This is a genomic window from Klebsiella sp. RC2 (genome assembly GCF_014192815.1).
Lineage (GTDB): Bacteria > Pseudomonadota > Gammaproteobacteria > Enterobacterales > Enterobacteriaceae > Klebsiella > Klebsiella variicola.
This window is the reverse complement of the sequence record NZ_JACHYL010000003.1, coordinates 360,616-385,827: the sequence shown is the minus strand read 5'-3', so window position 1 is coordinate 385,827 and position 25,212 is coordinate 360,616. Positions and strand designations below refer to the sequence as shown.

General features: G+C 59.2%; 22 protein-coding genes and 1 pseudogene. 14 read left to right on the top strand and 9 right to left on the bottom strand.

The window, feature by feature from the left end; translation table 11 throughout:
• The first annotated feature begins 5 nt into the window (after positions 1–5).
• The 9 genes from paaE to paaY all read left to right on the top strand — a co-directional run bounded on the left by paaE (position 6) and on the right by paaY (position 8,648).
• A complete protein-coding gene (gene paaE, locus FHW76_RS11460) occupies positions 6–1,076 on the top strand; it encodes a 1,2-phenylacetyl-CoA epoxidase subunit PaaE (RefSeq protein WP_032730220.1) in 1,071 nt (356 codons plus the stop codon).
• Complete coding sequence (gene paaF, locus FHW76_RS11455) at positions 1,073–1,840, top strand: 2,3-dehydroadipyl-CoA hydratase PaaF (protein ID WP_040968453.1); 768 nt, start codon at positions 1,073–1,075, stop codon at positions 1,838–1,840. The genes paaE and paaF overlap by 4 nt, the downstream gene beginning before the upstream one ends.
• A 2-nt stretch (positions 1,841–1,842) precedes the next feature.
• A complete protein-coding gene (paaG, locus tag FHW76_RS11450; RefSeq protein WP_023297510.1) occupies positions 1,843–2,631 on the top strand; it encodes a 2-(1,2-epoxy-1,2-dihydrophenyl)acetyl-CoA isomerase PaaG in 789 nt (262 codons plus the stop codon).
• The gene (gene paaH / locus FHW76_RS11445) at positions 2,632–4,056 is read left to right on the top strand and encodes a 3-hydroxyacyl-CoA dehydrogenase PaaH (protein ID WP_167341330.1); all 1,425 of its coding nucleotides are present in this window, start codon (positions 2,632–2,634) and stop codon (positions 4,054–4,056) included.
• Positions 4,046–4,468, top strand: coding sequence for a hydroxyphenylacetyl-CoA thioesterase PaaI (gene paaI / locus FHW76_RS11440; RefSeq protein ID WP_016160912.1), 423 nt, complete (start codon positions 4,046–4,048; stop codon positions 4,466–4,468). Before paaH ends, paaI begins: the two co-directional genes overlap by 11 nt.
• Positions 4,468–5,673, top strand: a complete 1,206-nt coding sequence (gene pcaF, locus FHW76_RS11435) for a 3-oxoadipyl-CoA thiolase (protein WP_012541928.1) — start codon at positions 4,468–4,470, stop codon at positions 5,671–5,673. The genes paaI and pcaF overlap by 1 nt, the downstream gene beginning before the upstream one ends.
• A 26-nt stretch (positions 5,674–5,699) precedes the next feature.
• Positions 5,700–7,016, top strand: a complete 1,317-nt coding sequence (gene paaK / locus FHW76_RS11430; protein WP_023322520.1) for a phenylacetate--CoA ligase PaaK — start codon at positions 5,700–5,702, stop codon at positions 7,014–7,016.
• 99 nt (positions 7,017–7,115) lie between these two features.
• Complete coding sequence (gene paaX, locus FHW76_RS11425; RefSeq protein ID WP_162493262.1) at positions 7,116–8,042, top strand: phenylacetic acid degradation operon negative regulatory protein PaaX; 927 nt, start codon at positions 7,116–7,118, stop codon at positions 8,040–8,042.
• Positions 8,043–8,051: 9 nt separating this feature from the next.
• Positions 8,052–8,648, top strand: coding sequence for a phenylacetic acid degradation protein PaaY (gene paaY, locus FHW76_RS11420; protein WP_008805114.1), 597 nt, complete (start codon positions 8,052–8,054; stop codon positions 8,646–8,648).
• 32 nt (positions 8,649–8,680) lie between these two features.
• Here the strand turns inward: paaY and nadS are convergent, their stop codons facing one another.
• From nadS to azoR, 3 genes are all read right to left on the bottom strand, one after another.
• Complete coding sequence (nadS, locus tag FHW76_RS11415) at positions 8,681–8,965, bottom strand: NadS family protein (RefSeq protein WP_012541926.1); 285 nt, start codon at positions 8,963–8,965, stop codon at positions 8,681–8,683.
• 1 nt (position 8,966) lies between these two features.
• Entirely contained in the window at positions 8,967–9,299 is a 333-nt protein-coding gene (locus FHW76_RS11410) for a type II toxin-antitoxin system RelE/ParE family toxin (protein WP_008805112.1), read from the bottom strand.
• 242 nt (positions 9,300–9,541) lie between these two features.
• A complete protein-coding gene (gene azoR / locus FHW76_RS11405; protein WP_002902889.1) occupies positions 9,542–10,147 on the bottom strand; it encodes an FMN-dependent NADH-azoreductase in 606 nt (201 codons plus the stop codon).
• A 203-nt stretch (positions 10,148–10,350) separates the two neighbouring features.
• On the opposite strand from azoR, the gene hrpA reads away from it, so the two are divergent.
• Both hrpA and FHW76_RS11395 read left to right on the top strand, forming a co-directional pair.
• Positions 10,351–14,253: an ATP-dependent RNA helicase HrpA gene (gene hrpA / locus FHW76_RS11400; RefSeq protein WP_032754215.1), complete on the top strand. Its 3,903-nt coding sequence runs from the start codon at positions 10,351–10,353 to the stop codon at positions 14,251–14,253.
• Between the two features lie 191 nt (positions 14,254–14,444).
• On the top strand, positions 14,445–15,296 hold the full coding sequence (locus FHW76_RS11395) for a hypothetical protein (RefSeq protein WP_032730229.1): 852 nt from the start codon (positions 14,445–14,447) through the stop codon (positions 15,294–15,296).
• A 100-nt stretch (positions 15,297–15,396) separates the two neighbouring features.
• On the opposite strand, the gene FHW76_RS11390 is transcribed toward FHW76_RS11395, so the two are convergent.
• The 6 genes and pseudogenes from FHW76_RS11390 to FHW76_RS11365 form a co-directional block, all read right to left on the bottom strand.
• Entirely contained in the window at positions 15,397–16,056 is a 660-nt protein-coding gene (locus tag FHW76_RS11390; RefSeq protein ID WP_032754220.1) for an O-methyltransferase, read from the bottom strand.
• Positions 16,057–16,159: 103 nt separating this feature from the next.
• The gene (locus FHW76_RS11385) at positions 16,160–17,530 is read right to left on the bottom strand and encodes an efflux transporter outer membrane subunit (protein WP_032754222.1); all 1,371 of its coding nucleotides are present in this window, start codon (positions 17,528–17,530) and stop codon (positions 16,160–16,162) included.
• The gene (locus tag FHW76_RS11380; protein ID WP_008805107.1) at positions 17,527–18,612 is read right to left on the bottom strand and encodes an HlyD family secretion protein; all 1,086 of its coding nucleotides are present in this window, start codon (positions 18,610–18,612) and stop codon (positions 17,527–17,529) included. Before FHW76_RS11380 ends, FHW76_RS11385 begins: the two co-directional genes overlap by 4 nt.
• 28 nt (positions 18,613–18,640) lie before the next feature.
• Positions 18,641–20,293: pseudogene (locus FHW76_RS11375) on the bottom strand (MFS transporter).
• Positions 20,293–20,724, bottom strand: coding sequence for a MarR family winged helix-turn-helix transcriptional regulator (locus FHW76_RS11370; RefSeq protein ID WP_008805105.1), 432 nt, complete (start codon positions 20,722–20,724; stop codon positions 20,293–20,295). The pseudogene FHW76_RS11375 and the gene FHW76_RS11370 overlap by 1 nt, the downstream one beginning before the upstream one ends.
• A gap of 137 nt (positions 20,725–20,861) precedes the next feature.
• Positions 20,862–21,776: a LysR family transcriptional regulator gene (locus FHW76_RS11365; protein WP_086512252.1), complete on the bottom strand. Its 915-nt coding sequence runs from the start codon at positions 21,774–21,776 to the stop codon at positions 20,862–20,864.
• A gap of 100 nt (positions 21,777–21,876) precedes the next feature.
• On the opposite strand from FHW76_RS11365, the gene FHW76_RS11360 reads away from it, so the two are divergent.
• From FHW76_RS11360 to FHW76_RS11350, 3 genes are read left to right on the top strand one after another with little or no spacing between them, the layout of a single operon-like run.
• Positions 21,877–22,875 carry an aldo/keto reductase gene (locus tag FHW76_RS11360; protein ID WP_012541920.1) on the top strand — a complete coding sequence of 333 codons (999 nt, stop codon included), beginning with the start codon at positions 21,877–21,879 and terminating at the stop codon, positions 22,873–22,875.
• A 49-nt stretch (positions 22,876–22,924) separates the two neighbouring features.
• Positions 22,925–24,112, top strand: coding sequence for an MFS transporter (locus FHW76_RS11355; protein ID WP_183476695.1), 1,188 nt, complete (start codon positions 22,925–22,927; stop codon positions 24,110–24,112).
• The gene (locus FHW76_RS11350; protein ID WP_008805101.1) at positions 24,109–25,173 is read left to right on the top strand and encodes an aldo/keto reductase; all 1,065 of its coding nucleotides are present in this window, start codon (positions 24,109–24,111) and stop codon (positions 25,171–25,173) included. Before FHW76_RS11355 ends, FHW76_RS11350 begins: the two co-directional genes overlap by 4 nt.
• The last annotated feature ends 39 nt before the right edge of the window (positions 25,174–25,212 follow it).

Below are 25,212 nucleotides of genomic sequence, written 5' to 3'. Positions count from 1 at the left end.
TTGCCATGACGACGTTCCATTCGCTTAAGGTGGCGAGAGTCGAGCCGGAAACCCGCGATGCGGTGACCATCACTTTTGCGATCCCGCAAGCCCTGCAGGCGGAGTACTGCTTTCGCCCAGGCCAGCATCTGACGCTAAAAGCCCGTCTGGGCGGCGAAGAACTGCGCCGCTGTTACTCCATTTGTCGCAGCCGCACGCCCGGCGAAATTAGCGTCGCGGTCAAAGCTATCGACGGCGGGCGCTTTTCGCGCTACGCCCAGCACGATATCCAGCAGGGTATGGAGCTGGAAGTGATGGTGCCGCAGGGGCATTTCGGTTATCAACCGCAGGCTGAACGGCAGGGTGAATATCTGGCGATTGCCGCCGGTTCCGGGATCACGCCGATGATGGCGATCATGAGCGCGACGCTGGCGACCGAGCCGCACAGCCGCTTCACGCTGATCTACGGCAACCGCAGCAGCCATAGCATGATGTTCCGCCAGGCGCTGGCCGATTTAAAAGACCGCTATCCGCAGCGCCTGCAGGTGATACATCTGTTTAGCCAGGAGTCGATGGACAGCGATCTGCTACAGGGGCGCATTGACGGCGACAAACTGCGCCAGCTCGCTGACCATCTGCTGGATTTTAGCCGTTTCGACGAGGCTTTTATCTGCGGTCCGGCGGCGATGATGGATGAGGCGGAAGCGGCGTTACGTGAACTTGGCGTAGCGGAGAAATCGATTCATCTCGAACGCTTTAATACACCAGGCGGCAATGTGAAGCGCGCCGCCGGCGTGCAGGCGGAAGGGCGCACGGTGACCATCCGCCAGGACGGGCGCGATCGGCTGATCGCCCTCAGCGCCGAAGACGACAGCATCCTGGATGCCGCATTGCGTCAGGGCGCCGATCTGCCGTTCGCCTGTAAGGGCGGGGTATGCGCCACCTGTAAATGCAAAGTGCTACGCGGTGAAGTGGCGATGGCCGCCAATTACAGCCTGGAAGCAGATGAGCTGGCGGCGGGATATGTCCTGAGCTGCCAGTCGTTGCCGACCAGCGGCGATGTGGTGGTCGACTTTGACGCGCGGGGGATGGCATGAGTGACCTGCTGATCCACCGTCATGGCCGGGTGCTTCAGCTGACGCTGAACCGCCCGCAGGCCCGCAACGCGCTGAACAATGCCTTATTAACCCAGATTGCCGAGGCGCTGGAGGCCGCGGCAGTTGATGACAGCGTCGGCGTCTGCGTTATCAGCGGCAACCCGCGTTTTTTTGCCGCCGGGGCCGACCTCAATGAGATGGCGGAAAAAGATCTGCCTGCCACCCTTGATGATATTCGCCCACGGTTGTGGGCGCGAATTGATGCTTTCACTAAACCGCTCATCGCTTCGGTCAACGGCTACGCGCTTGGCGCCGGCTGCGAGCTGGCCCTGCTGTGCGACCTGATTATCGCCGGCGACAACGCCCGTTTTGGCCTGCCGGAAATTACCCTCGGCATTATGCCGGGCGCGGGCGGCACCCAGCGGCTGATCCGCAGCGTAGGCAAGGCGCTGGCCAGCCGAATGGTGCTGAGCGGCGAGAGTATTGACGCCCGCCAGGCGCAGCAGGCCGGGCTGGTTAGTGATATCCATCCGGCGGCGTTAACCGATGAGTATGCCCTGAAACTGGCAACCACCATTGCCCGCCACTCGCCGCTGGCGCTCCGGGCGGCAAAACAGTCGCTGCGCCTGTCGCAGGAAGTCAGCCTGCAGGCCGGTCTGCAACAGGAGCGCCAGCTGTTTAGCCTACTGAGCGCCACCGAGGACCGCCGCGAAGGCATCGACGCCTTCTTACAAAAACGTACACCGGACTTTAAAGGACGCTAATCGTGGAAGCTTTCATTCTCAGCGCAGTGGAACAGGGCGTCATGACCATTACCCTCAATCGCCCGGACCGTCTCAACAGTTTTAACGATCTGATGCATCACCAGCTGGCGGAATGTCTGAAGCAGGCCGAGCGCGATGATGGCGTGCGCTGCCTGCTGATCACCGGCGCCGGTCGCGGCTTTTGCGCCGGCCAGGATTTGAACGATCGCAATGTCGACCCCAGCGGCCCACCGCCGGATCTCGGCCTGTCGGTAGAACGCTTTTACAACCCGTTAGTGCGCCGTCTGGCGGCGCTGCCGAAGCCGGTTATCTGCGCGGTCAACGGCGTTGCCGCCGGCGCTGGCGCCACCCTGGCGCTGGGCTGCGATATCGTGCTGGCCGCGCGTTCGGCGAAATTTGTGATGGCGTTCAGCAAGCTCGGCCTGGTGCCGGACTGCGGCGGTAGCTGGTTCCTGCCGCGGGTGGCCGGCCGCGCGCGCGCGATGGGGCTGGCGCTGTTGGGGGATAGCCTCAGCGCGGAACAGGCCGCGCAGTGGGGAATGATCTGGCAACTGGTGGACGATTCAGAACTGGCGGATACCAGTCTGCAGCTGGCGCGCCATCTGGCGGCGCAGCCGACGTTTGGTCTTGGGCTGATTAAAAAGGCGCTGCTGGCTTCTGAAACCAACAGTCTCGATGCGCAGCTGGATCTGGAGCGCGATTATCAGCGCCTGGCCGGACGCAGCGATGATTACCGCGAAGGGGTCAGCGCGTTTCTGGCCAAACGGCCACCACAGTTCAGCGGGAAATAGATGATGACGACATCCTTAGCCAACGTGGCGGTGATCGGCAGCGGCACCATGGGGGCCGGTATTGCCGAAGTAGCCGCTGCCGCCGGACATCCGGTGCTGATTTATGACATCGATCATCAGGCCATTGCCCGGGCGATCGACGGCATTGCCAGGCGTCTGGCATCACGGGTCGAGCGCGGCAAACTGGCGTCAGAGCAGGCCGACGCGCTGCTGGCGCGCCTGCATCCGGCTCACGATTTAGCCGCGCTTGCCGACGCGGATTTAGTGATTGAAGCGGCCTCTGAACGGCTGGAGGTCAAAACGGCGCTGTTCGCGCAGCTGGCGGAGATCTGCGCGCCGTCAACGTTGTTGACCAGTAACACTTCGTCTATTTCGATTACCGCCATCGCCGCCGGGGTCAAAAACCCGGAGCGGGTGGCCGGGCTGCACTTTTTTAATCCGGCGCCGGTGATGAAGCTGGTCGAGGTGGTCAGCGGCCTGGAGACGTCTGCTGAGGTAGTAGAGCAGCTGTGCCAGTGCGTAAGCGGCTGGGGGAAACAGCCGGTACGCTGCCGCTCAACGCCCGGTTTTATCGTTAACCGCGTAGCGCGTCCGTTCTACGCCGAGGCCTGGCGCGCGCTGGAAGAGCAGGTTGCCGCCCCGGAGGTTATCGATGCCGCTTTGCGTGACGGCGGCGGTTTTCCGATGGGACCCCTGGCGCTGACTGATCTGATTGGCCAGGACGTCAATTTCGCCGTGACCTGTTCGGTGTTTAACGCCTTCTGGCAGGACCGCCGCTACCTGCCATCGCTCCTCCAGCAAGAGCTGGCGCTGGCCGGGCGGCTGGGTAAAAAGAGCGGTTACGGCGTCTATCGCTGGCCCGCTGAGACACTGCCGGACGCGGCGTTGCCGCCGGTTGCCAATGGCGCTCAATCCGTGATGACGATAGGTGACAGTGTCACTGAGCTGGACGAACTGCTGTTGCTGGAGACCGAAGGTGAGACCGCGCTGGCGCTAAGCGTTAAGCATCACCGCCCGGTGGTGGTGTATGACCTGTGCGCCAGCGATACGGTGGTGCTGGCCGCAGCGGCGACCAACGCGCCTGCGGCCACTGATAAGGCCGTGCATTACTTCCAACAGCAGGGCAAGAAAGTCCTGCATATTGCCGATTATCCCGGCCTGCTGGTGTGGCGCACGGTGGCGATGTTGATTAACGAAGCGCTGGATGCGCTGCAAAAAGGCGTCGCCAGCCCGCAGGATATCGATACCGCGATGCGCCTTGGCGTCAATTATCCGCACGGCCCGCTGGCATGGGGAGAACGCCTTGGCTGGCGACGGGTGCTGCAACTGCTGGAGAACCTGCAACACCATTATGGCGAGGAGCGCTATCGTCCCTGTTCCCTGTTGCGCCAGAAGGCGCTGATGGAGAAGCACCATGAGCAATGATGCGTGGCGCAACGCGCGCGTGATGTACGAAAAAGATACCTGCGCCAGAAAGATGGGGATCGAACTTATCGAAATGGACGATGGTTTTGCGCAGATGAGCATGACCGTCTCGGCGGACATGCTTAACGGCCATCAAACCTGTCACGGCGGTCAGCTATTTACGCTCGCCGATACCGCTTTCGCTTACGCCTGTAACAGCCAGGGGCTGGCGGCGGTGGCTTCGGCGGCAAATATTGATTTTCTTCGTCCGGCGTTTGCCGGCGACAGGCTGGTCGCCACCGCAAGAGTCAAACAGCAGGGCAAGCTGACCGGCGTCTACGACATCGAAATTGTTAATCAACAGCAAAAGATTGTGGCCCTGTTCCGCGGCAAATCGCACCGTATCGGCGGCACAATCACGGGAGAAGTGTAATGCGCGACGCCTTTATTTGTGACGGGATCCGCACGCCGATTGGCCGCTACGGCGGAGCGCTGGCCGGCGTCCGCGCCGACGATCTGGCGGCGATCCCGCTACGTGAGTTGCTGAGCCGTAACCCCGGGCTCGACCCGGCAGCGATTGATGATGTGATTTTCGGTTGTGCTAACCAGGCCGGTGAAGATAACCGCAACGTAGCGCATATGGCGACGTTGTTGGCAGGTTATCCGCATACCGTGCCGGGCACCACGATTAACCGCTTGTGCGGATCGGGTCTGGATGCAATCGGTTTTGCCGCCAGGGCGATCAAAGCCGGCGATGCCGATCTGTTGATTGCCGGCGGCGTGGAATCGATGTCTCGCGCGCCGTTCGTGATGGGAAAAGCCAGCGCGCCTTATCAGCGTCAGGCGGAACTCTTCGATACCACGATTGGCTGGCGTTTTGTGAACCCGCTCATGGCGCAACACTTCGGAACTGACAGCATGCCGGAAACGGCCGAGAATGTAGCTGAATTGTTAAATATCAGCCGGATCGATCAGGACGCTTTCGCCTGGCGCAGCCAGCAGCGTACGGCGCAGGCCCAGCGTGACGGCATTCTGGCGCAGGAGATCGTGCCGGTGCAGATCATCGGCAAGAAAGGGGCGGTCAGTGCGGTACGCGATGATGAGCATCCCCGCCCGGAAACCACGCTTGAGCAACTCGCGCTATTAAAAGCGCCGTTCCGTAAAGGCGGAGTCATTACGGCTGGAAATGCTTCTGGCGTTAACGATGGCGCAGCGGCGCTGATTATCGCCAGTGAACAGCAGGCCAGCGTACAGGGGCTCACGCCGCGCGCGCGTATCGTGGCGATGGCGACGGCGGGTGTTGAACCGCGCCTGATGGGGCTGGGGCCGGTACCGGCAGTGCGTAAAGTGCTGGAGCGAGCCGGACTCAATATTAACGATATGGATCTGATAGAGCTGAATGAGGCCTTCGCCGCGCAGGCGCTGGGGGTGCTCAGACAACTCGGCGTGCCGGATGATGCGGCGCACGTGAATCCCAACGGCGGCGCCATCGCGTTAGGTCATCCGCTGGGCATGAGCGGCGCGCGACTGGCGCTGAGCGCCAGCCTTGAGCTGCAACGCCGGGGTGGGCGTTATGCGCTGTGTACGATGTGTATTGGCGTGGGTCAGGGCATTGCCATGATCCTCGAGCGAGTGTGAGCTAATTTACCTGCGAGTACCCTACAATGATAACTACTACAAAATTAGATCCGATTGAAACCGCATCGCGTGATGAACTGCAGGCTCTGCAAACCCAGCGCCTGAAATGGACGCTGAAGCATGCGTATGACAATGTGCCGATGTATCGACGCAAATTCGACGCCGCCGGCGTACACCCTGACGACTTTCGGGAATTAAACGATCTGAAAAAATTCCCCTGTACCACCAAACAAGATCTGCGCGACAACTATCCCTTCGATACCTTCGCGGTGCCGATGGAGCAGGTGGTGCGCATTCACGCCTCTTCCGGCACCACCGGCAAACCGACGGTGGTGGGCTACACGCAGAACGATATTGATAACTGGGCCAATATCGTCGCCCGTTCGCTGCGCGCCGCCGGCGGCACGGCGAAAGATAAAATTCACGTCGCCTACGGCTACGGCCTGTTTACCGGCGGCCTTGGCGCGCACTACGGCGCGGAGCGTTTAGGCGCGACGGTGATCCCGATGTCCGGCGGGCAGACCGAAAAACAGGCGCAGCTGATCCGCGATTTTCAGCCGGATATGATCATGGTGACGCCGTCCTACTGCCTGAATCTGATTGAAGAGCTGGAGCGCCAGATGGGCGGCGATGCCCGCGGCTGTTCATTGCGGGTCGGCGTGTTTGGCGCTGAGCCGTGGACGCTGGCGATGCGCGCGGAGATCGAGCGCCGCCTGGGGATCACCGCCCTGGATATTTACGGTCTGTCAGAGGTGATGGGGCCAGGGGTGGCAATGGAGTGTCTGGAAACCGTTGACGGCCCGACCATCTGGGAAGACCACTTCTTCCCGGAAATCGTCAACCCGGACGACGGTACGCCGCTGGAAGATGGCGAGCATGGCGAACTGCTGTTTACCACATTGACCAAAGAAGCGCTGCCGGTGATCCGCTATCGTACCCGCGATCTGACTCGCCTGCTGCCGGGCACCGCGCGGACCATGCGCCGCATGGATCGCATCAGCGGGCGCAGCGACGATATGCTGATTATCCGCGGGGTTAACGTCTTCCCCTCGCAGCTGGAAGAGGAGATCCTCAAGTTTGAACACCTGGCGCCGCACTATCAGTTAGAGGTCAATCGCCGCGGTCATCTTGATTCGCTGGCTGTGCGCGTTGAACTGAAAGAGAGCGGGCTGGCGTTAAGTCATGAACAACGCTGCCAGATTTGCCATCAGTTGCGTCACCGCATTAAGTCGATGGTCGGGATCTCTACCGATATTACTATCGTCAACTGCGGCAGCATTCCTCGCTCGGAAGGGAAAGCCTGTCGGGTATTCGACCTGCGTAAAGCGGTGGTCAGCGGTTAATTCTCTCCCCGGTAACCCGGCTGAGGCCTTTACGCCGTAAGCCGGGAATTTCCTGTGCTATGATTCATAAAGGAAAAATATAACAACAGAATGAATCAGATGAGTAAACTCGACGCCTTTATTCAACAAGCGGTGACGGCGATGCCGATCAGCGGTACGTCATTGATTGCCTCGCTGTATGGCGACGCTTTATTGCAGCGCGGTGGGGAAGTGTGGCTGGGCAGCGTTGCGGCGCTGCTGGAAGGATTAGGCTTCGGCGAGCGCTTTGTCCGCACCGCGCTATTTCGTCTCAATAAAGAAGAGTGGCTCGATGTCGTCCGTATCGGCCGGCGCAGCTTCTATCGCCTGAGCGATAAAGGGCTGCGCCTGACCCGGCGCGCGGAACATAAAATTTATCGCGCCAGTGCCCCGGAATGGGACGGTACCTGGCTGCTGCTGCTTTCGGAAGGCCTGGAGAAAAATGTGCTCGCCGACGTCAAAAAGCAGCTGCTGTGGCAGGGCTTTGGCGCGCTGGCGCCCAGCCTGCTGGCCTCGCCGTCGCAAAAACTGGCCGATGTCCAGTCGCTGCTCCACGAAGCGGGCGTCGCCGAAAACGTCATCTGTTTTGAAGCCCATTCGCCGCTGGCGCTCTCCCGTGCGGCGCTGCGCAGCCGCGTGGAGGAGTGCTGGCATCTCACTGAACAAAACGAGATGTATGAATCTTTCATCTCGCTATTCCGACCGTTACTGCCGCTGCTGCGCGACTGCGACCCGGCCGAGCTGACGCCTGAGCGCTGTTTCCAGATCCAGCTGCTGCTGATCCATTTTTATCGCCGGGTGGTGCTCAAAGATCCGCTGCTGCCGGAGGAGCTGCTGCCGGCGCACTGGGCGGGGCAAACCGCCCGCCAGCTGTGTATCAATATTTATCAACGCGTGAATCCCGGCGCGCTGGCGTTCGTCAGCGAGAAAGGGGAAAGCTCGGTGGGCGAGCTTCCGGCGCCGGGCCCGCTCTATTATCAGCGCTTTGGCGGTTTGCCGGGCGCATAAGGAGGTTGCATGCCGATTTATCAGATTGATGGACTGACGCCAGTGGTGCCGGAGGAGAGCTACGTCCACCCAACCGCCGTGCTGATTGGCGACGTGATCCTCGGCAAAGGGGTCTATGTTGGGCCCAACGCCAGTCTGCGCGGCGATTTTGGCCGCATCGTGGTCAAAGACGGCGCCAATATTCAGGACAACTGCGTCATGCATGGATTCCCCGGCCAGGATACGGTGGTGGAAGAGGATGGCCACATCGGTCACGGCGCTATTCTGCACGGCTGCGTGATTGGCCGCAACGCGCTGGTGGGCATGAGCGCGGTGATTATCGACGGGGCGGTCATTGGCGAAAACAGCATTGTCGGCGCTTCGGCCTTTGTCAAAGCCAACGCCGAGATGCCCGCCAACCATCTGATTATCGGCAGCCCGGCAAAAGCGATTCGCACCCTGAGCGAACAGGAGCTGGCGTGGAAAAAACAGGGTACCCGTGAATACCAGGTGCTGGTGGAGCGCTGTAAGCAGACGCTGCATCAGGTGGAGCCATTACGGGAAGTGGAAGCAGGGCGTAAGCGACTGGAATTTGATGAAAACCTGCGGCCAAAAACGCAGCGCTAACTTTCCAGGGCAACCCGGAGGGGCTCGGTGGATTAGTGCTCAGCCAGTTCACGAAAGAACGCCGGGTTGGCCTGGATAACCGCCAGTACTTTTGCTGCCAGGCCTGTCGGGTTGCGCCGCCTGGACTCCCAACTTTTGATAGTATCCACGCTGGTACCCAGCGCTTTTGCCATCTCCGCCTGCGAAACATTAAGCTGAGTGCGGATGGCTTTCACATCAGCAACTTCATAGCGCGTCGCTCGGGCTGGGGCCTTGTTGCCGTCTTTGATCTCAACAGCCTCTTCCAGGGACGCTTTAAGTTCGTTGAAGTAACCCATTTCAAACCTCATTTTTTAGTCGCCGGGTCAGTTTCCTGAGTTCGTTTTTTTCCGCTGCGCTCAGGCTCTCTTTGGTGTGCTTGGGGTAGGCTAAGACGAGATAGATGATCTCGCGGGTTGCCAGAAAATAAATCACCCGCACGCCGCCGCTTTTTCCCTGTGAGCCTGTCGCCATTCTTATTTTCCGTAACCCGCCGGTATCCTGGATAAGATCGCCGAAATCCGGATTGCCTATGAGTTGCCTCTGCAGTGCCCTCAGATCTTCATCGCTGGCCAGCTGTTTTATCTGGCGGGTAAATAGCGACGTTTCGATAAATTCAATGGCATGACACACGAAAACGCTCCTTGCTAAGGTACCATGTACACCATCGAGTGTACATAGTACGCACTCCTGTTTTTGACCATGACAACGGTTGCCGTCAGCGACCGGGAGTGAGCCAGATTCGCGCGGCGACAGCCATGGTACAGGCTGGTGGCTTAAGGCGTTGGAATGATGTGTGAATTTACGAGGCGGCTCGTAAAAGGGGGATGGGCGAGGGGAAAAAACACTCCCGCCGGGCGGCGGGAGTGGAAATCTTAGGCTGCAACCACGCTGTCGATGGCCGCTTTGGCATCGGACTGCGCTTTGGCCGCCACTTCCGGGCCGTAAGCGATACCTTCGGCGAACACGAAGTTCACGTCGGTGATACCGATGAAGCCGAGGAAGGTGGACAGGTACGGGGTGACCAGGTCGGTCGGGGTATCTTTATGGATACCGCCGCGGCTGGTCACGACGACCGCACGTTTACCGGTCACCAGACCTTCCGGCCCTTTCTCGGTGTAGCGGAAGGTGACGCCGGCGCGAGCCACCAGGTCAAAATAGTTTTTCAGCTGCGTCGGGATGTTGAAGTTGTACATCGGCGCAGCGATAACAATCACATCATTGCCTTTCAGTTCGGCGATCAGCTCGTCGGAAAGGGCCAGCGCTTCCTGCTGACGCGGAGTCAGCGGCGCGTCGCTCGGACGCAGGGCGCCAACCAGTTCACCATCCAGAACCGGGATCGGATTAGCGGCCAGGTCACGCACGGTGATCTCGTCGCCCGGGTGTTTTTCCTGCCATTGTTCAACAAAATAGTCGGAAAGCTGACCAGATTGTGAGTACCCTGCCAGAATACTGGATTTCAGAACTAATACTTTGCTCATGGGTGTTTCCTTTTTTAATGTGATTGACGGGTCAATGCCCTGGTGCTTGTTAACACTGTATTCACAATCGCGCCACAGAGATAGCGCAATATATCGAATCCTATGTTCAGATTTTTTGAACAAGGCACGGATGACACAGATGTGGTACTCTAAGGCAATACATCAAAAGAGATTTTCCCGGCAGAGCTCTGCCCGATAACGCTATGACAGAACAACAAAAAATCACCTTCCCCCAGCTTTATCAACAGCTCGACGGCCTGATGCTGCGCGACAAAACGCGCTTCGCCCGCCGTCTGCACGGCGTGAAGAAGGTTAAAAATCCTGAATCGCAACAGGCCATCCTCCAGGAGATGGCGCAGGAGATAAGCCAGGCAGCCGGTAAAGTCCTGCTGCGCGAAGCGGCGCGTCCGGCCATCACCTATCCTGAAAACCTGCCGGTTAGCCAGAAAAAACAAGAGATTCTCGAGGCGGTGCGCGATCACCAGGTGGTGATCGTCGCCGGAGAGACCGGTTCGGGTAAAACCACCCAGTTGCCAAAAATCTGCATGGAGCTGGGCCGCGGGCTGAAAGGGCTGATCGGCCATACCCAGCCGCGTCGTCTGGCCGCGCGAACCGTCGCCAACCGTATCGCCGAGGAGCTGCAAACGGAGCCGGGCAGTTGCATCGGCTATAAAGTTCGCTTTAGCGATCACGTCAGCGACAACACCATGGTCAAGCTGATGACCGACGGTATTCTGCTGGCGGAGATCCAGCAGGATCGCCTGCTGATGCAGTACGACACCATCATTATCGATGAAGCGCACGAGCGCAGTCTGAACATTGATTTTCTGCTCGGCTATCTGAAAGAGCTCCTGCCGCGCCGCCCGGACCTGAAAATCATCATTACCTCGGCGACCATCGACCCGGAACGTTTCTCAAAGCATTTCAATCATGCGCCCATTATCGAAGTCTCCGGGCGGACTTACCCGGTGGAAGTCCGCTACCGGCCGATAGTGGAAGAGGCGGACGACACCGAGCGCGATCAATTACAGGCGATTTTTGATGCGGTTGACGAACTGGGGCGCGAAGGGCCCGGCGATATTCTGATCTTTATGAGCGGTGAGCGGGAAATTCGCGATACCGCTGATGCGCTGAATAAGCTGGATCTGCGCCATACTGAAGTGCTGCCGCTGTATGCCCGCCTGTCCAACAGCGAGCAGAACCGCGTCTTCCAGCCGCACAGCGGACGACGCATCGTGCTGGCGACCAACGTGGCGGAAACTTCGCTGACCGTGCCGGGCATTAAATACGTTATCGATCCCGGTACTGCGCGTATCAGCCGTTACAGCTACCGTACCAAGGTGCAGCGCCTGCCGATCGAGCCGGTTTCCCAGGCGTCCGCCAACCAGCGTAAGGGCCGCTGCGGCCGCGTTTCGGAAGGGATCTGTATTCGTCTTTATTCGGAAGACGATTTCCTGTCGCGCCCGGAGTTTACTGACCCGGAAATTCTGCGTACCAACCTGGCGTCGGTCATCCTGCAGATGACCGCCCTGGGCTTAGGCGATATCGCCGCCTTCCCGTTTGTCGAAGCGCCGGATAAGCGCAATATCCAGGACGGCGTGCGCCTGCTGGAAGAGCTGGGCGCCATCACCACCGATGAGCAGGCCACCGCCTATAAGCTGACGCCGATGGGCCGCCAGCTCAGCCAACTGCCGGTGGATCCCCGTCTGGCGCGCATGGTGCTGGAGGCGCAGAAGCACGGCTGCGTGCGGGAAGCGATGATCATCACCTCCGCGCTGTCGATTCAGGACCCGCGCGAGCGGCCGATGGACAAACAGCAGGCCTCCGATGAGAAGCACCGCCGCTTCCACGATAAAGAGTCCGATTTCCTCGCCTTCGTCAATCTGTGGAACTACCTTGGCGAGCAGCAGAAGGCACTGTCGTCGAATCAGTTCCGCCGCCAGTGCCGGGTCGATTTTCTTAACTATCTGCGCGTGCGCGAGTGGCAGGACATCTACACCCAGTTGCGCCAGGTGGTGAAAGAGCTCGGCCTGCCGATCAACAGCGAGCCGGCGGAATATCGCGAGATCCATACCGCGTTGCTGACCGGTTTGCTGTCGCACATCGGCATGAAGGATGCCGATAAGCAGGAGTTTACCGGCGCGCGCAACGCCCGCTTCTCCATCTTCCCGGGTTCCGGTTTGTTTAAAAAGCCGCCAAAATGGACGATGGTGGCGGAACTGGTGGAAACCAGCCGGCTGTGGGGGCGCATCGCCGCCCGCATTGAGCCGGAGTGGGTTGAGCCGGTCGCGCAGCACCTGATCAAGCGCTCATACAGCGAACCGCACTGGGAGCGGGCGCAGGGCGCGGTGATGGCGACGGAGAAGGTCACCGTCTACGGCCTGCCGATCGTTGGCGCACGCAAGGTCAACTACAGCCAGATCGACCCGGCGCTGTGCCGCGAACTGTTTATCCGCCACGCGCTGGTGGAGGGCGACTGGCAGACGCGGCATGCCTTCTTCCGGGAAAATCTGAAGCTGCGGGCGGAAATCGAAGAGCTGGAGCATAAATCGCGCCGCCGCGACATCCTGGTGGATGACGAAACCCTGTTCGAGTTCTACGACCAGCGCATTAGCCACGACGTCATCTCCGCCCGTCATTTTGATGCCTGGTGGAAGCAGGCCAGCCGCGAAACGCCAGACTTGCTCAATTTTGAAAAGAGCATGCTGATTAAAGAAGGGGCGGAGCAGGTCAGCAAGCTGGACTACCCGAACTTCTGGCATCAGGGCAACCTCAAGCTGCGGCTTAGCTACCAGTTTGAACCGGGCGCCGATGCCGATGGCGTGACGGTGCATATTCCGCTGCCTCTGCTGAACCAGGTGGAGGAGGCCGGATTTGAGTGGCAGATCCCCGGCCTGCGTCGCGAGCTGATTATCGCGCTGATAAAATCGCTGCCGAAGCCGGTGCGGCGCAATTTCGTCCCGGCCCCTAACTATGCGGAAGCGTTTCTCGGCCGGGCGACGCCGCTTGAGCTGCCGCTGCTTGATTCGCTGGAGCGTGAGCTGCGTAAGATGACCGGCGTGACCATCGACCGCGAGGCCTGGCAGTGGGATCAGGTGCCCGATCACCTGAAAATCACCTTCCGGGTGGTGGATGACAAAAACAAGAAGCTTCAGGAAGGGCGCTCGCTGCAGGCGTTGAAAGACGCGCTGAAGGGCAAAGTTCAGGAGACGCTGTCGGCGGTGGCCGATGACGGCATCGAGCAGAGCGGGCTGCATATCTGGAGCTTTGGTACGCTGGCGGAAAGTTACGAACAGAAACGCGGCAACTATAAGGTGAAAGCCTGGCCGGCGCTGGTGGACGAGCGCGACAGCGTGGCTATCAAGCTGTTTGATAATCCACAGGAACAGCAGCAGGCCATGTGGCGTGGTCTGCGCCGCCTGCTGCTGCTCAACATCCCGTCGCCAATTAAGTATCTGCACGAAAAACTGCCGAACAAAGCCAAGCTTGGGCTCTATTTTAACCCGTACGGTAAAGTGCTGGATCTGATTGACGATTGCATCTCCTGCGGCGTTGATAAGCTTATCGACGAGGCGGGTGGTCCGGTGTGGACGGAAGAGGGCTTCAGTCAATTGCACGATAAAGTGCGAGCCGAGCTCAACGACACGGTGGTGGAGATCGCTAAACAGGTCGAGCAGATCCTCACCGCGGTGTTCAATATCAACAAACGGCTGAAAGGCCGCGTGGATATGACCATGGCGCTGGGGCTGTCGGATATCAAAGCGCAGATGGCGGGTCTGGTGTATCGCGGTTTTGTCACCGGCAACGGTTTCCGCCGTCTTGGCGATACGCTGCGTTATCTGCAGGCGATTGAAAAGCGTCTCGAGAAGATGGCTATCGATCCGCACCGCGATCGCGCACAGATGCTGAAAATTGAGAGCGTGCAGCAGGCGTGGCAGCAGTGGCTGAATAAGCTGCCGCCGAACCGCCGTGAGGACGACGATGTCCGGGAGATCCGCTGGATGATCGAGGAATTGCGCGTGAGCTTCTTCGCCCAGCAGCTGGGCACCCCGTATCCTATCTCGGACAAACGCGTCCTGCAGGCGATGGAGCAGATCACGCCGTAATCCCTTCCTTCCCCCCGCCCGGTGGCGCTGTGCTTGCCGGGCGGGGGCATATCCTGAGGCTGATACTCATCAGTACGCCGCACCCGATAATCTTCCCGCCCCGGATGTGGCCCATACCGGTTCTCCCGGACGTAAAATTAACGGATTCTGAAAATCAACCCGGTGGCTTGGGGAACCTGCTTTATTGGCGTATGTTTAGCCTCGCTTTGCCGGATAAACAGGACTCGGAGTCTATTTTTACGATGATGGCTATGTACAGACTATTTATGCTGGTGTCGGCCATTCTTGTTATTACGGCGTGTAAGCCTTTCGTTGACGCTTTTTCCTGTGATGAAACCCAGCGGGCGATCAACGATGCCAATTTTTATATTTTGACCTATCTTCCACCGCTCAATGGCGATGTGCAGAGCGTAAAAATTGACGGTAGCCAAAATAACGACGCAGGCACGCTGCGTTTTGCCCGGTGCCGCCGGCTGGAAAGTTACGAGCGAGCAAAAACTTTTAATACCGCGAATGACTCCACGATAGTCAGAGATAATGTTCACTGGCGAAATGATAAAGGATGGATGCGGGAATATATCCGACAGACCCGGAGCGCGGCGGGAAATATCAGAAAAATGGTCATGCGTGAGCAGTTCTACACCGATAATCTCGGGCGCATTGTACGTTCAGAGAATCTACTCGTGTCGCAGCAACCGCCCAAAGCCATGAGCACGACCACCTATCACTATGACGACCGCCACCGGCTGGTGCGTAAAACGGTCAATGGCGGCATGATGGCCATGCTTGCTGTCAATTATCGCTACGCGGAAGGGCATTTAAGCCGCATTGCCGACTCGGATGCGACCACGACGCTGCGTTGGGATGAAAAAGGGCGGTGGTTATCCGAGGAAAGAACCACCACGTATAGTACAAAACACCAGTCGCGCTGTTTAGGCTGGGACCCCGAGGGGAACTGTACCGGGGAATATGGCGAGCATGAAGGATACGGCGGAAAAAGCGACGCGTCTCTGCACTATCAGTATACGTATTATCCCCAATGATCGTCAGCGGACGAATGCCGCTGGTGACGCGTCCCGGCGCGGGTTTTCTCCCTCTCCCTGGGGGAGAGGGCCGGGATGAGGGCATCAGGCCGCCCGGATCTTACCCATTCACCAGCGCCAGCGTAAACCCATCCCATCCCTTGATGCCCACCGTCTGCAGCGCGGTGGCAGTGAGCCGCGGGTTATCCCCGATCATTTCGATAAACCGACGCACGCCCTGCACGCGCGCATCATCGCTTTGTCCGTTAATCACTTCGCCATCGCGCACCACGTTATCGCCCACGATCAGCGTCCCGGGGCGCGAATAGTGCAGCGCCCACTCCAGATAGCGAGGATTATTAGGTTTATCGGCATCAATAAAGATCAGGTCGAACGGCTGCACATTCGCGAAATTTTCCAGCGTGTTCAGCGCCGGTCCTTCAATGAGTTCAATGCGCTCGTTTAGCCCCGCAAGGCGGATATTCTGGCGCGCCACCCCGGCATGGCCAGGATCGGCCTCGAGGGTAATCAGCTTTCCGTCGGCGGGCAGCGCGCGCGCCATCCAGATAGCGCTATAGGCGCCGAGCGTGCCAATTTCCAGGATCCGCCGCGCCTGCGTTATGCGCACCAACAGCGCCAGAAGTTGCCCCTGATTGGCCGCAACATCATGTTCAGGTAGCCCGGCGCGTTTGTTGTTTTCCAGTACCTGACTCAGTATGTCATCTTCAGGAATAAGCGAAGAAATCATGAAATTATCGACGGCAGACCACTGTTGTTGCATAGATTGACTCCCTGGTGGTTGTTGCCGGGTAGCGCTGCGCTACACCGGCCTGAATATGGGTTTCTGCGCTCTCCACGGTTGTGGACCGGCGCGCACAGGGGATTCACGCGTTCATCCAGCCGCCTCCCAGCGCCCGGTAAAGATCGATCTGCGCCAGCAGCAGGTTGTTCTTCACCTGCACTACGCTAAGCTGGGTGGAGAACAGCGTTCGCTGGGCATCGAGCACATCCAGATACGAAGAGTAGCCGTTACGGTAGCGATTCTGCGCAATGCGCAATGTTTCCTCCGCCACCGCCACCTGCCCCTGCAGTTCGGCCAGCTGTTCGCCGTAGCGGCTAATGGCGTCAAGGCTGTCATTCACCTCTTTGAACGCGCCGCGCACCGTTTTCTCGTAGCTATAGAGCGCCTGGTTGCGCTGGGCCATGGAGACATCCACCTGGGCATTTAACGCCTGGCGGTTAAGCAGCGGCGCCAGAATACTGCCGCCGACGCTCCACAGCCGCAGCGGGTTGTCCAGCAGGTCCGGCAGTGTACGATCCTGCATGCTGCCGGTAGCGGTGAGGTTGATAGACGGCAGCAACTGCGCCTGCGACGAGGCCAGGGTGGCATCGGCGGCCACCAGCTGACGCTGAGCCTGTACGATATCCGGGCGGCGGTTGAGTAAGGTGGACGGCAGTTGCGACGGCAGACGCAGCGGAGTGAGCTGGGCGAACTCGCCGCGTTTTACCGCGCCGGGGTTATCACCCAGCAGCACGCTGAGCGCATTTTCCTGCTGCGCAATCTGGTGCTGTAGCGGCGGGATCTGCGCCCGCGTTGAGCGCAGCTCCGAATCTGCCTGCATCAGCTCAAGGCGTGAAGTATACCCGGTTTCAAACTGACGCTTCGCCAGGCGCCACGCGTCTTCCCGTGATTTCAGCGTCTGTTGGGTAACCCGCAGCTGCTCATCCAGCGACAACAGGGTCACGTAGCCGACGGCCACCGAGCTGGCGACGCTCAAATTGGCCGCGGCTGCAGCGGCTTTTTGCGCCTCGAGGCTGGCTCCGGCGGCACTGGCCGCGCTGCGGTTGGCGCCCCAGATATCAACATCATAGCTGGCGGTCAGGCCGCCTTTGTACAGCGTGCTATGGATCGGCAGGCCGGTGGTGGCGGACTGCGCGCGGGCGCGGGTGCCGGTCAGGCTGGCGTCCAGCGAGGGGAAAAGGCTGCTGTCGGCGGCATAGGCCCGCGCCTGATACTCATTCACCCGCTCCCGGGCGATCAGCACATCGCTGTTATAGCGCAGCGCCCGGTCGACATTCTGATTGAGCGTGCTGTCATGAAAATTGCGCCACCAGACGCCTTCCACCGGGCTGGCCGGGCCAACGTCGGCCCGCCAGGCGGCAGGGATGGTCAGGGTCGGCTGCGCGCGCTGCACGTCGGCGGATTGACAGCCGACCAGCGCGAGGATGACGGCAAGGGTGACCGGGCGGATCATGGCTGTTTCTCCGCGCGGGTATCAATGGTCACCTGCACCGACATACCGGGACGCAGGTGTTCGCTGTACTTCTGCCCGTCGTTGACCGTAATGCGCACTGGGATCCGCTGGGCGATCTTGACGAAGTTGCCGGTGGCGTTGTCCGGTGAGATGGCGCTGAATTCCACCCCGGTCGCCGGGGAGATGCTCTGCACCTTGCCATGGAAACGCTCACCGTTAAGCGCGTCGACGGTGAAGGTGACCGGCTGGCCGATACGCACCTCGGCAAGCTGGGTCTCTTTCAGGTTGGCGATCACCCAGTGCTGGGGCGGGACCAGCGAGGTCAGATGGGTTCCGGCGCTGACGTAGGCGCCAAGACGTACCGAGATCTGCCCCAGCTGGCCGCCGGTGGGGGCGATGATCTGCGTATTCTGCAGGTCGATCTGCGCCAGCTCGAGGGCGGCTTTGGCGCTGGCCACGTCGGCTTCCAGCGAATCGCGATTGACGATGGTCGATTCACGGTCCTGGCGCGACATCTCCAGCGCCGCTTTCGCCTGTTCAATATCCGCAGCCCCTTGCGCCGCGCTGGCGCGCGCCGAATCACGCTCGCGGATCGACAGCGAACCATCGGCAGTCAGCTCCTGTACCCGTTTTAAATCGGCCTGGATTTTCAGATTCTGCGCGCGGGCGTTTTGCAGCGCGGCTTCATTTTTGGCGATCGTCGCCTCGGCGCTTTTGCGCTGCTGCAGATTGTTGCGCAGCGCGGCCTCCTTCATCGCCAGGGTAGCCTGGGCCTGATGCACCCGCTGCTTATAGATGCGATCGTCTATCTGGAACAGCACCTCGCCCGGCTGGACAATTGCGAAATCTTTGACGTTGACGGCGGTGATGTAGCCGTTGACCTGCGGGCTGATAAAGGTGGTCTGCCCGCGCACATAGGCGTTATCGGTAAACTGGCTATGCCGGGTGAACGGCGGCAGTTGCCAGGCGTAGAGGATCACTAATACGCCGACGAGGCCTATCGCTGCGGCGGTAAAAATGGAGACCACGCGAATGTTGTTCCGGGTGTTGGCCTGTTGTTTGGCCGCATCCTGCTGACTCATAACGACTCCAGAGATGAAATGATGATAATTATTTGCTGCCGGTGGCGCGTTTTAAGGCGATACGGGCGGTCAGTCGTAAGCGAATTAAGCGCCAGAAAACCCACACTAATGTGCCGGCGGAGATGGCCGCCGTCAGCAGATAGGTGTCATTCCAGGCGAGAATATTGGCCTGCAGCGTCGCGGCGTTTTGCAGCAGGGTGGTGGCCTGAACGTTAAGCAGGGTGCTGTCGCCGATCTGGCTCTGATACATCTGGCTATACTGCTGCAGCCGCTCGACGATCAGCGGGTTCAGGGTGGTGATCTGGTCCGCCAGCTGGCTGGAGTGAAATTTTTCCCGCCAGGTCTGGAAGGTGCCGAGGATCGCCGACCCCAGCAGACCGCCGATGTTCTGGCTCATGCCGAATAGCACCGAGAAGCTGACCAGGTTGCGCGGATCGGCAAACACGCCGCCAATGCCGGCGAGCATCGCCGGGGCCAGAAAGAAGGCGCTGCCGAAGCCGAGTAAAAACTGGCTGAACATTAATTGTTCCGGACGGGTGAGGGCGTTGGACTGGCTGTCGAGCAGCGAGGCTACCATGATCAGCGCCAGGGCGGTGGCGGTCGGCCAGTAGAGCTTCTGCGGGTTGAGCGTCAGACAACTGGCGATGATCCCGCACAGAATGCCGGCGAAAATTGACCATGCGAGGTTAGTCATCTGTTCGTTTTGCAGACCAACGTACTGCAACCAGCCGATGACCCCGGTGTTTTGCTCCGCCAGCACGATGCGGATCAGCAGCATAATCAGGCCGAGGCGTACGATGCTGCCGCTGGAGAGCCACTTGGTATTGAGCAGGGGATTGCTGCGGTTATGCTCAAAGGCGATAGCGGCGACGATCAGCACCACCGCTGCCGCCAGCGACCAGCCGATCCACGGCGCTTCAAACCACCACTCGAGCCGCCCCAGCGACAGCACGGCGCACACCAGCGCCATGCCGGGCGCCAGCAGAAAGAAGGTGATAAAATCCTTCTTCTCGAACACCTTTTTACGATCGCTCGGCGGCAGTTTCAGCGCGATGACGCAGGCCAGCGACACCAGCGCCAGCCCCAGTTCAAAGAAGTAAAGGCCGCGCCATTCATCGATCTGCAGCAGTTCGGTGGAAAAGAGACGCGCCAGCGGAATGGCCAGCGACGAGCCGGTGATGCCGATGGTTAGCCCTTTCAGGCGGTGGCGTGCGGGCCAGGCCTGCACCTGGTAGTAGATCCCCAGCGAGCTGAGCGCTGCGGCCACCATGCCGTGGGCGGCGCGGACCATCATCGCCGAGCTGAGATCGTTGACGAACAGGTGGAAAAAGGTGACCAGCACATAGAGCACCAGAAAGCCTTCGGTAAAGGCGCGCAGCCCAAACTGCTGGCGAAATTTCACCAGCAGCAGGTTGATGGAGACGTTGGTCATGACGTACACCGCCGGCAGCCAGGCGATCTCGGTCGACCAGGCGGCGAAGGTGCCCTGCAGCAGCTGCAGGTTGGCGGTGACCACCGCGTTGCCCAGCGCGCCGGTGAGGCACACCAGCAGGCCGACCACGCCATAGGCGAGACGTTTCTGCGGACTGTGCAGCGGCGTCGAGGGCGAGCCAAGCAGGGCTGGTTTTTCATGCGGCGCCCAGTCATGCGGGGCATAGGGGTTATCCTGGCGACGGGGCATTATTTCTTCTCCACTTCGCGCAGCAGTTTTTCCAGCACCCGCTGAGTTTGCTCCCGCTCCTGCGGGGTAATCGCCGTCAGGATCTCTTCGCGCAGATCGTCCGCCACCGTTTTGACCTGCTCATACAGCGCCATTCCCTGCTCGGTGGCGACCAGCAGCCGCTTACGTTTATCGCTGGCGGTGGTGACACGCTCCACCAGGCCGAGGGCGACCAGCCGGTTGATCAGCGGCACAATGGTCGGACTCTCTACCCCCAGCTCCTGCGCCAGTTCGCTTTGCGACAGCGGCTGTGGCTGGCGGGCAATGGCCGCGACCGCCACCCAACTGGCCTGGCTCAGGCCAAGGTCCTTTAGCCGACGGTTGACCGCCAGCCGCCAGTGATGGGCGGTGAGGTATAAAAGATGGGAGAAGTTAAGCTGTCGATTGTCCATAGGTCGTCTGTCAATATCGTTAGAGCTCTAACGAGTTTATGTCGGGCGACCGCCATAATTCAAGGCGAAGGAAAAAAATTGGTTAACGGTATGTGCGTTTATTGTGGCTAATAGCGATGGGTTAACCCGCGAACCCTCTACTCACTGAGGATGCTCTTATTCTGCGCCATGACCCAGGTGATAAAGGCCCGTAGCGGCACCGGTATATGTTTCCGGCTCGGGTAGTAGACGCAGAAATGGTCGGCAGGATAGTGGTAGTCGGGTAACAAACGGACCAGGCTGCCCGCGCTCAACTGCTGCGTCACCAGCGACTGATAGACAAAGGCGATGCCTAATCCGCTCTCCGCCGCCTGGATCATCGCCGTATCGGAATCAACGACCAGATCGCCTCTGACCGAAACTTCGCTAGGCTCCCCGCTGGGGCTAATAAACTCCCAACGGTACTTTTCACCGCTGGGAAAACAGCGGTTGATGCAGCGGAAATTGACCAGCGACTGCGGGGTGTCGGGCTCGCCGGCCTCGCGGATATAGGCCGGGCTGGCCACCGGGATCAGCGACAGCTTCTCGCCAAAGGGGATGGCAATCATATCTTTGGGCACATCCTGCGAATAGCGAATACCGGCGTCAAAACCGGACTCAATAATATTGACTTTCCGATCGGTGGTGTACAGTTCGAGCGTTACATCGGGATAGGCGGTTTTAAAGGCAATAAAATAGTGTTGAAAAAACAGGTCAAGAACAATACGCGGTAAATTGACTTTCACCACGCCTTCCGGCGTCAGGCGATGATAATTCAGGCTGTCAACCACCCGGCGATAATCATTGACCACCGACGTCATATTATTAAGAAATTCCTCACCCACGGCAGTTAATGACAAACTGCGCGTCGAGCGATTCAGCAGGCGCACGCCTAACTTTTCTTCCAGATGATTAATAGCGCTGGTGAGGGCCGGTGGTGAAAGATTTAATGCCCTGGCAGCCTGGCGAAAACTGCCATGTTTCACTATGAGTATTAATATTTCAATTTGTTGCAAATCCGGCAAGGTTTTCATTGTTAATTTCCAGCTAACACCGCGTTCGGAATAGATTAATTGTTATCAATGTAAAAGGGAAGTATATATTTAATAACATTCAGCACGTAAGGAAAATAAGGTGAAAACACGTTATCTCGGAAAAGAGAAGTTCCAGGTTTCCGCATTGGGTCTCGGGTGTATGGGAATGAGTTTCGCCTACGGCGGCGCCGAGGAGTCGCAGGCGATTAATACGATTCATGCCGCGGTGGACATGGGCGTGACCTTCCTGGATTCTGCCGAAGTGTATGGTCCTTTCGATAATGAAGTTCTTGTCGGGAAAGCGATAAAAGGTATCCGCGATAAGGTGCAGATTGCCACCAAGTTTGGTTTTCGTATTTTGCCGACCGGCCAGGGACTGGAGCGGATGGCCGGCGTCGACAGTCGTCCGGAACATATTCGCGAGTCAGTGGAAGGGTCGCTGAAGCGGCTGAATATCGAGACCATCGATCTGCTCTATCAGCACCGCGTCGATCCGGCGGTGCCGGTGGAAGACGTGGTGGGCACCATGGCCGACCTGGTTAAAGAGGGGAAAATTCGTCATATCGGACTGTCGGAAGTCTCATCCCAGACGCTGCGCCGGGCCTGCAAGGTGCATCCGATTACCGCCGTGCAGACGGAATACTCGCTGTGGACCCGCGAGCCGGAGGCCGGTATTCTCAACGCCTGCCGCGAGCTGGGGGTGGGCTTTGTCCCATACAGCCCGCTGGGGCGCGGCTTCCTGACGGGAAAAATCACCGATCCTGGCGTCTTCGCTGAGGATGATTTCCGCCGCAATCTGCCGCGCTTCCAGGCCGAGACCATGCGCAAAAACCAGCTGCTGCTTGAGCGTCTGCAGCAGGTGGCCACGCGCTATGACGCGACCCTTGCGCAGATTGCCCTTGCCTGGGTCATGAGCAAAGGCGAGGATATCGTGCCTATCCCGGGGGCGAGAAAAATTGCCCATCTGCGTGATAATGCCGGAGCCGCGAATATTACCCTCTCTCCTGAGGATATTCTCACCATCGAAGATATTTTCACTCCCGATAACGTCACTGGCTTACGCTATAACCAGGGCGACTTTAACTTAATCGAAAAATAACCCCCTGAATACTATTCTCCCGCCGCCCTGGCGGGAGATGAGGTTACTTATGACTATTGCTGTTTCCCGTACGGCGGGATTGCCTGCGGCAGTTTATGCGCTTTCCGTGGGCTCATTTGGTATTGGTACCACCGAATTTGTGATTATGGGATTATTACTTGATGTGGCCCATGATTTTCATATATCCATTACGCTTGCCGCCTGGTCTATTACCGCTTATGCCTGTGGGGTGGTGATTGGCGCGCCGCTCCTCACACCGCTATTAAGCAGCTACCCCAAAAAACCGGCGTTGTTATTTCTGATGATCTTATTTTCCATCGGTAATTTAGGTTGCGGTATTGCCGGTAATATGACCATGCTCATTATTTTCCGGGTAATAACCGCCTTAGCTCACGCCTCATTCTTCGGCATCAGTTCGGTCTATGCCGCGGAGCTGGCGCCGGTGGATAAACGGGCTTCGGCGGTCTCCGCCGTCTTTCTCGGCGCCACCCTGGCCAATATTCTGGGCGTGCCCCTCGGCGCCTGGGTAGGGCAATACCTTGGCTGGCGCTACACCTTCTTTATGGTCACGCTGATTGGCATTCTTTCCGCCCTGGCAGTCATTGCCCTGGTGCCCGGCCGTCAGGCCCAACCGGCGGTGCAGAGTCGGATCCGCGACGAGCTGAAGGTGCTGCGCCATCCGACGGTGCTGCGCAGCCTGCTGATCACCGCGCTCGGGTTTTCCGGCGTCTTCGCCGCCTTTACCTACATTGCGCCAATGCTGAAAACCGTCACCGGGATGAGCGACCATCTCATTCCACCGGTGCTGGTGCTGTTTGGCGTCGGGATGGTCGCCGGGAATCACCTCGGCGGCCGCCTGACCGACGGTGGGGTCCGCCGGGCGCTGCTGCTGACCCTGGCCTTGCTTATCGTCGTCCTGTGCCTCTTTCCGTTCGCCATTCAGACGCTACCCGGCGCCTGCGCGGCGGTGTTTCTGCTGGGGGCGGCGATGTTCTCCACCATTCCGCCGCTGCAGATGCAGGCGCTGGACAGCAGTGAGACCGGCAAAAGCATGGTCTCCTCGTGCAATATCGCCGCCTTTAACCTCGGCAATGCCGCTGGCGCCTGGTTTGGTGGGCTGTTGCTCACCGCCGGCGTCTCCCTCTCGCATATTCCCCTGGCCGGTGCATGCCTGACCGCCAGCGGATTTGTTATCGCTAGTGTGACGTTGTCACCTTTAAAAGGAAGTCAAGCATGAAGTATCGGTATTTAGGTTCCACCGGGCTGTCGGTGTCGGAGCTCTGTTTTGGCGCCATGACGTTTGGTGAAAAAGGGGCCTTTCTCGGCGCACCGGGACGCAACTGGTCGGAATTCGGCGTGGTGCCTGAGCATACGGCATACGATCTGGTGTACAAAGCGCTGGACGCCGGGATTAACTTTTTTGATACCGCGGACTGTTATAAAAACGGCCAGGGCGAAGAGCTGCTCGGTAACGCGCTGAAGGGGAAACGCCAGCAGGTGATTATCGGCACCAAAGGACGCTGGCAGACCGACCCCAATCCGAACGCGCTGGGGGCGTCGCGCTACCATATTATTAATGCCGTCGACGCCAGCCTGCAGCGGCTGAAAACGGATTATATCGATATCTATCATCTCCACGGGTTCGATCCGCGCACCGCGCTGGAGGATACCCTGCGGACGCTGGATGCGTTAATTCGCGCCGGGAAAATTCGCTACATCGGGGTCTCCAACTACGCGGCCTGGCAGCTGGCGAAGGCGCTGGGGATCTCAGAGCGCCTCGGACTGGAAAAATTCTGCGTCTATCAGGGCTATTACAATATCGCCGCGCGAGAACTGGAGCATGAGATTATCCCGCTCAGCGTCGATCAGAACGTCGGCATCACCGTCTGGAGCCCGCTGGCCGGGGGCTTCCTCACCGGTAAATACCCTCGCAATCAGGCGTTTCCTGAGGGCAGTCGGCTGGCGAACGCCACCCCGTTTGAGTCGGCGCCGATCGCCAATCGTGAACAAGCCTGGCAGACCCTGGAAGTGATGCAGGAGATTGCCCGTCAGCGCAACGCCAGCGTGGCGCAGGTGGCGCTCAACTGGTTGCGTACCCGCCCGGGGATCACATCGCTGGTGATCGGCGCGACCAAACTCGCCCAGCTGGAGGATAACCTGGCGGCACTGAACTGGACGCTGAGCGACGAGGAGGCGGCGATCCTCAACAGCGTGAGCGAAAAAGAGAAGCCTTATCCCTACTGGCATATCTGCAATGTCGCCGGCGATCGCCGTCTGGCCGACGATATCTACCCCTAACTCACCCTGCACCCAGGCAACACGCGTATGCCCCCCTGG

Bases quoted from the DNA above. Each gene is read 5' to 3' on its own strand.
- paaI (WP_016160912.1), top strand. From the start codon at position 4,046: ATGAGCAATGATGCGTGGCGCAACGCGCGCGTGATGTACGAAAAAGAT.
- FHW76_RS11370 (WP_008805105.1), bottom strand. From the start codon at position 20,724: ATGGACAATCGACAGCTTAACTTCTCCCATCTTTTATACCTCACCGCC.
- paaK (WP_023322520.1), top strand. From the start codon at position 5,700: ATGATAACTACTACAAAATTAGATCCGATTGAAACCGCATCGCGTGAT.
- paaF (WP_040968453.1), top strand. From the start codon at position 1,073: ATGAGTGACCTGCTGATCCACCGTCATGGCCGGGTGCTTCAGCTGACG.
- FHW76_RS11385 (WP_032754222.1), bottom strand. From the start codon at position 17,530: ATGATCCGCCCGGTCACCCTTGCCGTCATCCTCGCGCTGGTCGGCTGT.
- FHW76_RS11390 (WP_032754220.1), bottom strand. From the start codon at position 16,056: ATGCAACAACAGTGGTCTGCCGTCGATAATTTCATGATTTCTTCGCTT.
- FHW76_RS11350 (WP_008805101.1), top strand. From the start codon at position 24,109: ATGAAGTATCGGTATTTAGGTTCCACCGGGCTGTCGGTGTCGGAGCTC.
- FHW76_RS11365 (WP_086512252.1), bottom strand. From the start codon at position 21,776: ATGAAAACCTTGCCGGATTTGCAACAAATTGAAATATTAATACTCATA.
- hrpA (WP_032754215.1), top strand. From the start codon at position 10,351: ATGACAGAACAACAAAAAATCACCTTCCCCCAGCTTTATCAACAGCTC.
- paaE (WP_032730220.1), top strand. From the start codon at position 6: ATGACGACGTTCCATTCGCTTAAGGTGGCGAGAGTCGAGCCGGAAACC.
- paaY (WP_008805114.1), top strand. From the start codon at position 8,052: ATGCCGATTTATCAGATTGATGGACTGACGCCAGTGGTGCCGGAGGAG.
- FHW76_RS11380 (WP_008805107.1), bottom strand. From the start codon at position 18,612: ATGAGTCAGCAGGATGCGGCCAAACAACAGGCCAACACCCGGAACAAC.
- paaH (WP_167341330.1), top strand. From the start codon at position 2,632: ATGATGACGACATCCTTAGCCAACGTGGCGGTGATCGGCAGCGGCACC.
- FHW76_RS11355 (WP_183476695.1), top strand. From the start codon at position 22,925: ATGACTATTGCTGTTTCCCGTACGGCGGGATTGCCTGCGGCAGTTTAT.
- nadS (WP_012541926.1), bottom strand. From the start codon at position 8,965: ATGGGTTACTTCAACGAACTTAAAGCGTCCCTGGAAGAGGCTGTTGAG.
- paaX (WP_162493262.1), top strand. From the start codon at position 7,116: ATGAGTAAACTCGACGCCTTTATTCAACAAGCGGTGACGGCGATGCCG.
- azoR (WP_002902889.1), bottom strand. From the start codon at position 10,147: ATGAGCAAAGTATTAGTTCTGAAATCCAGTATTCTGGCAGGGTACTCA.
- FHW76_RS11395 (WP_032730229.1), top strand. From the start codon at position 14,445: ATGTTTAGCCTCGCTTTGCCGGATAAACAGGACTCGGAGTCTATTTTT.
- pcaF (WP_012541928.1), top strand. From the start codon at position 4,468: ATGCGCGACGCCTTTATTTGTGACGGGATCCGCACGCCGATTGGCCGC.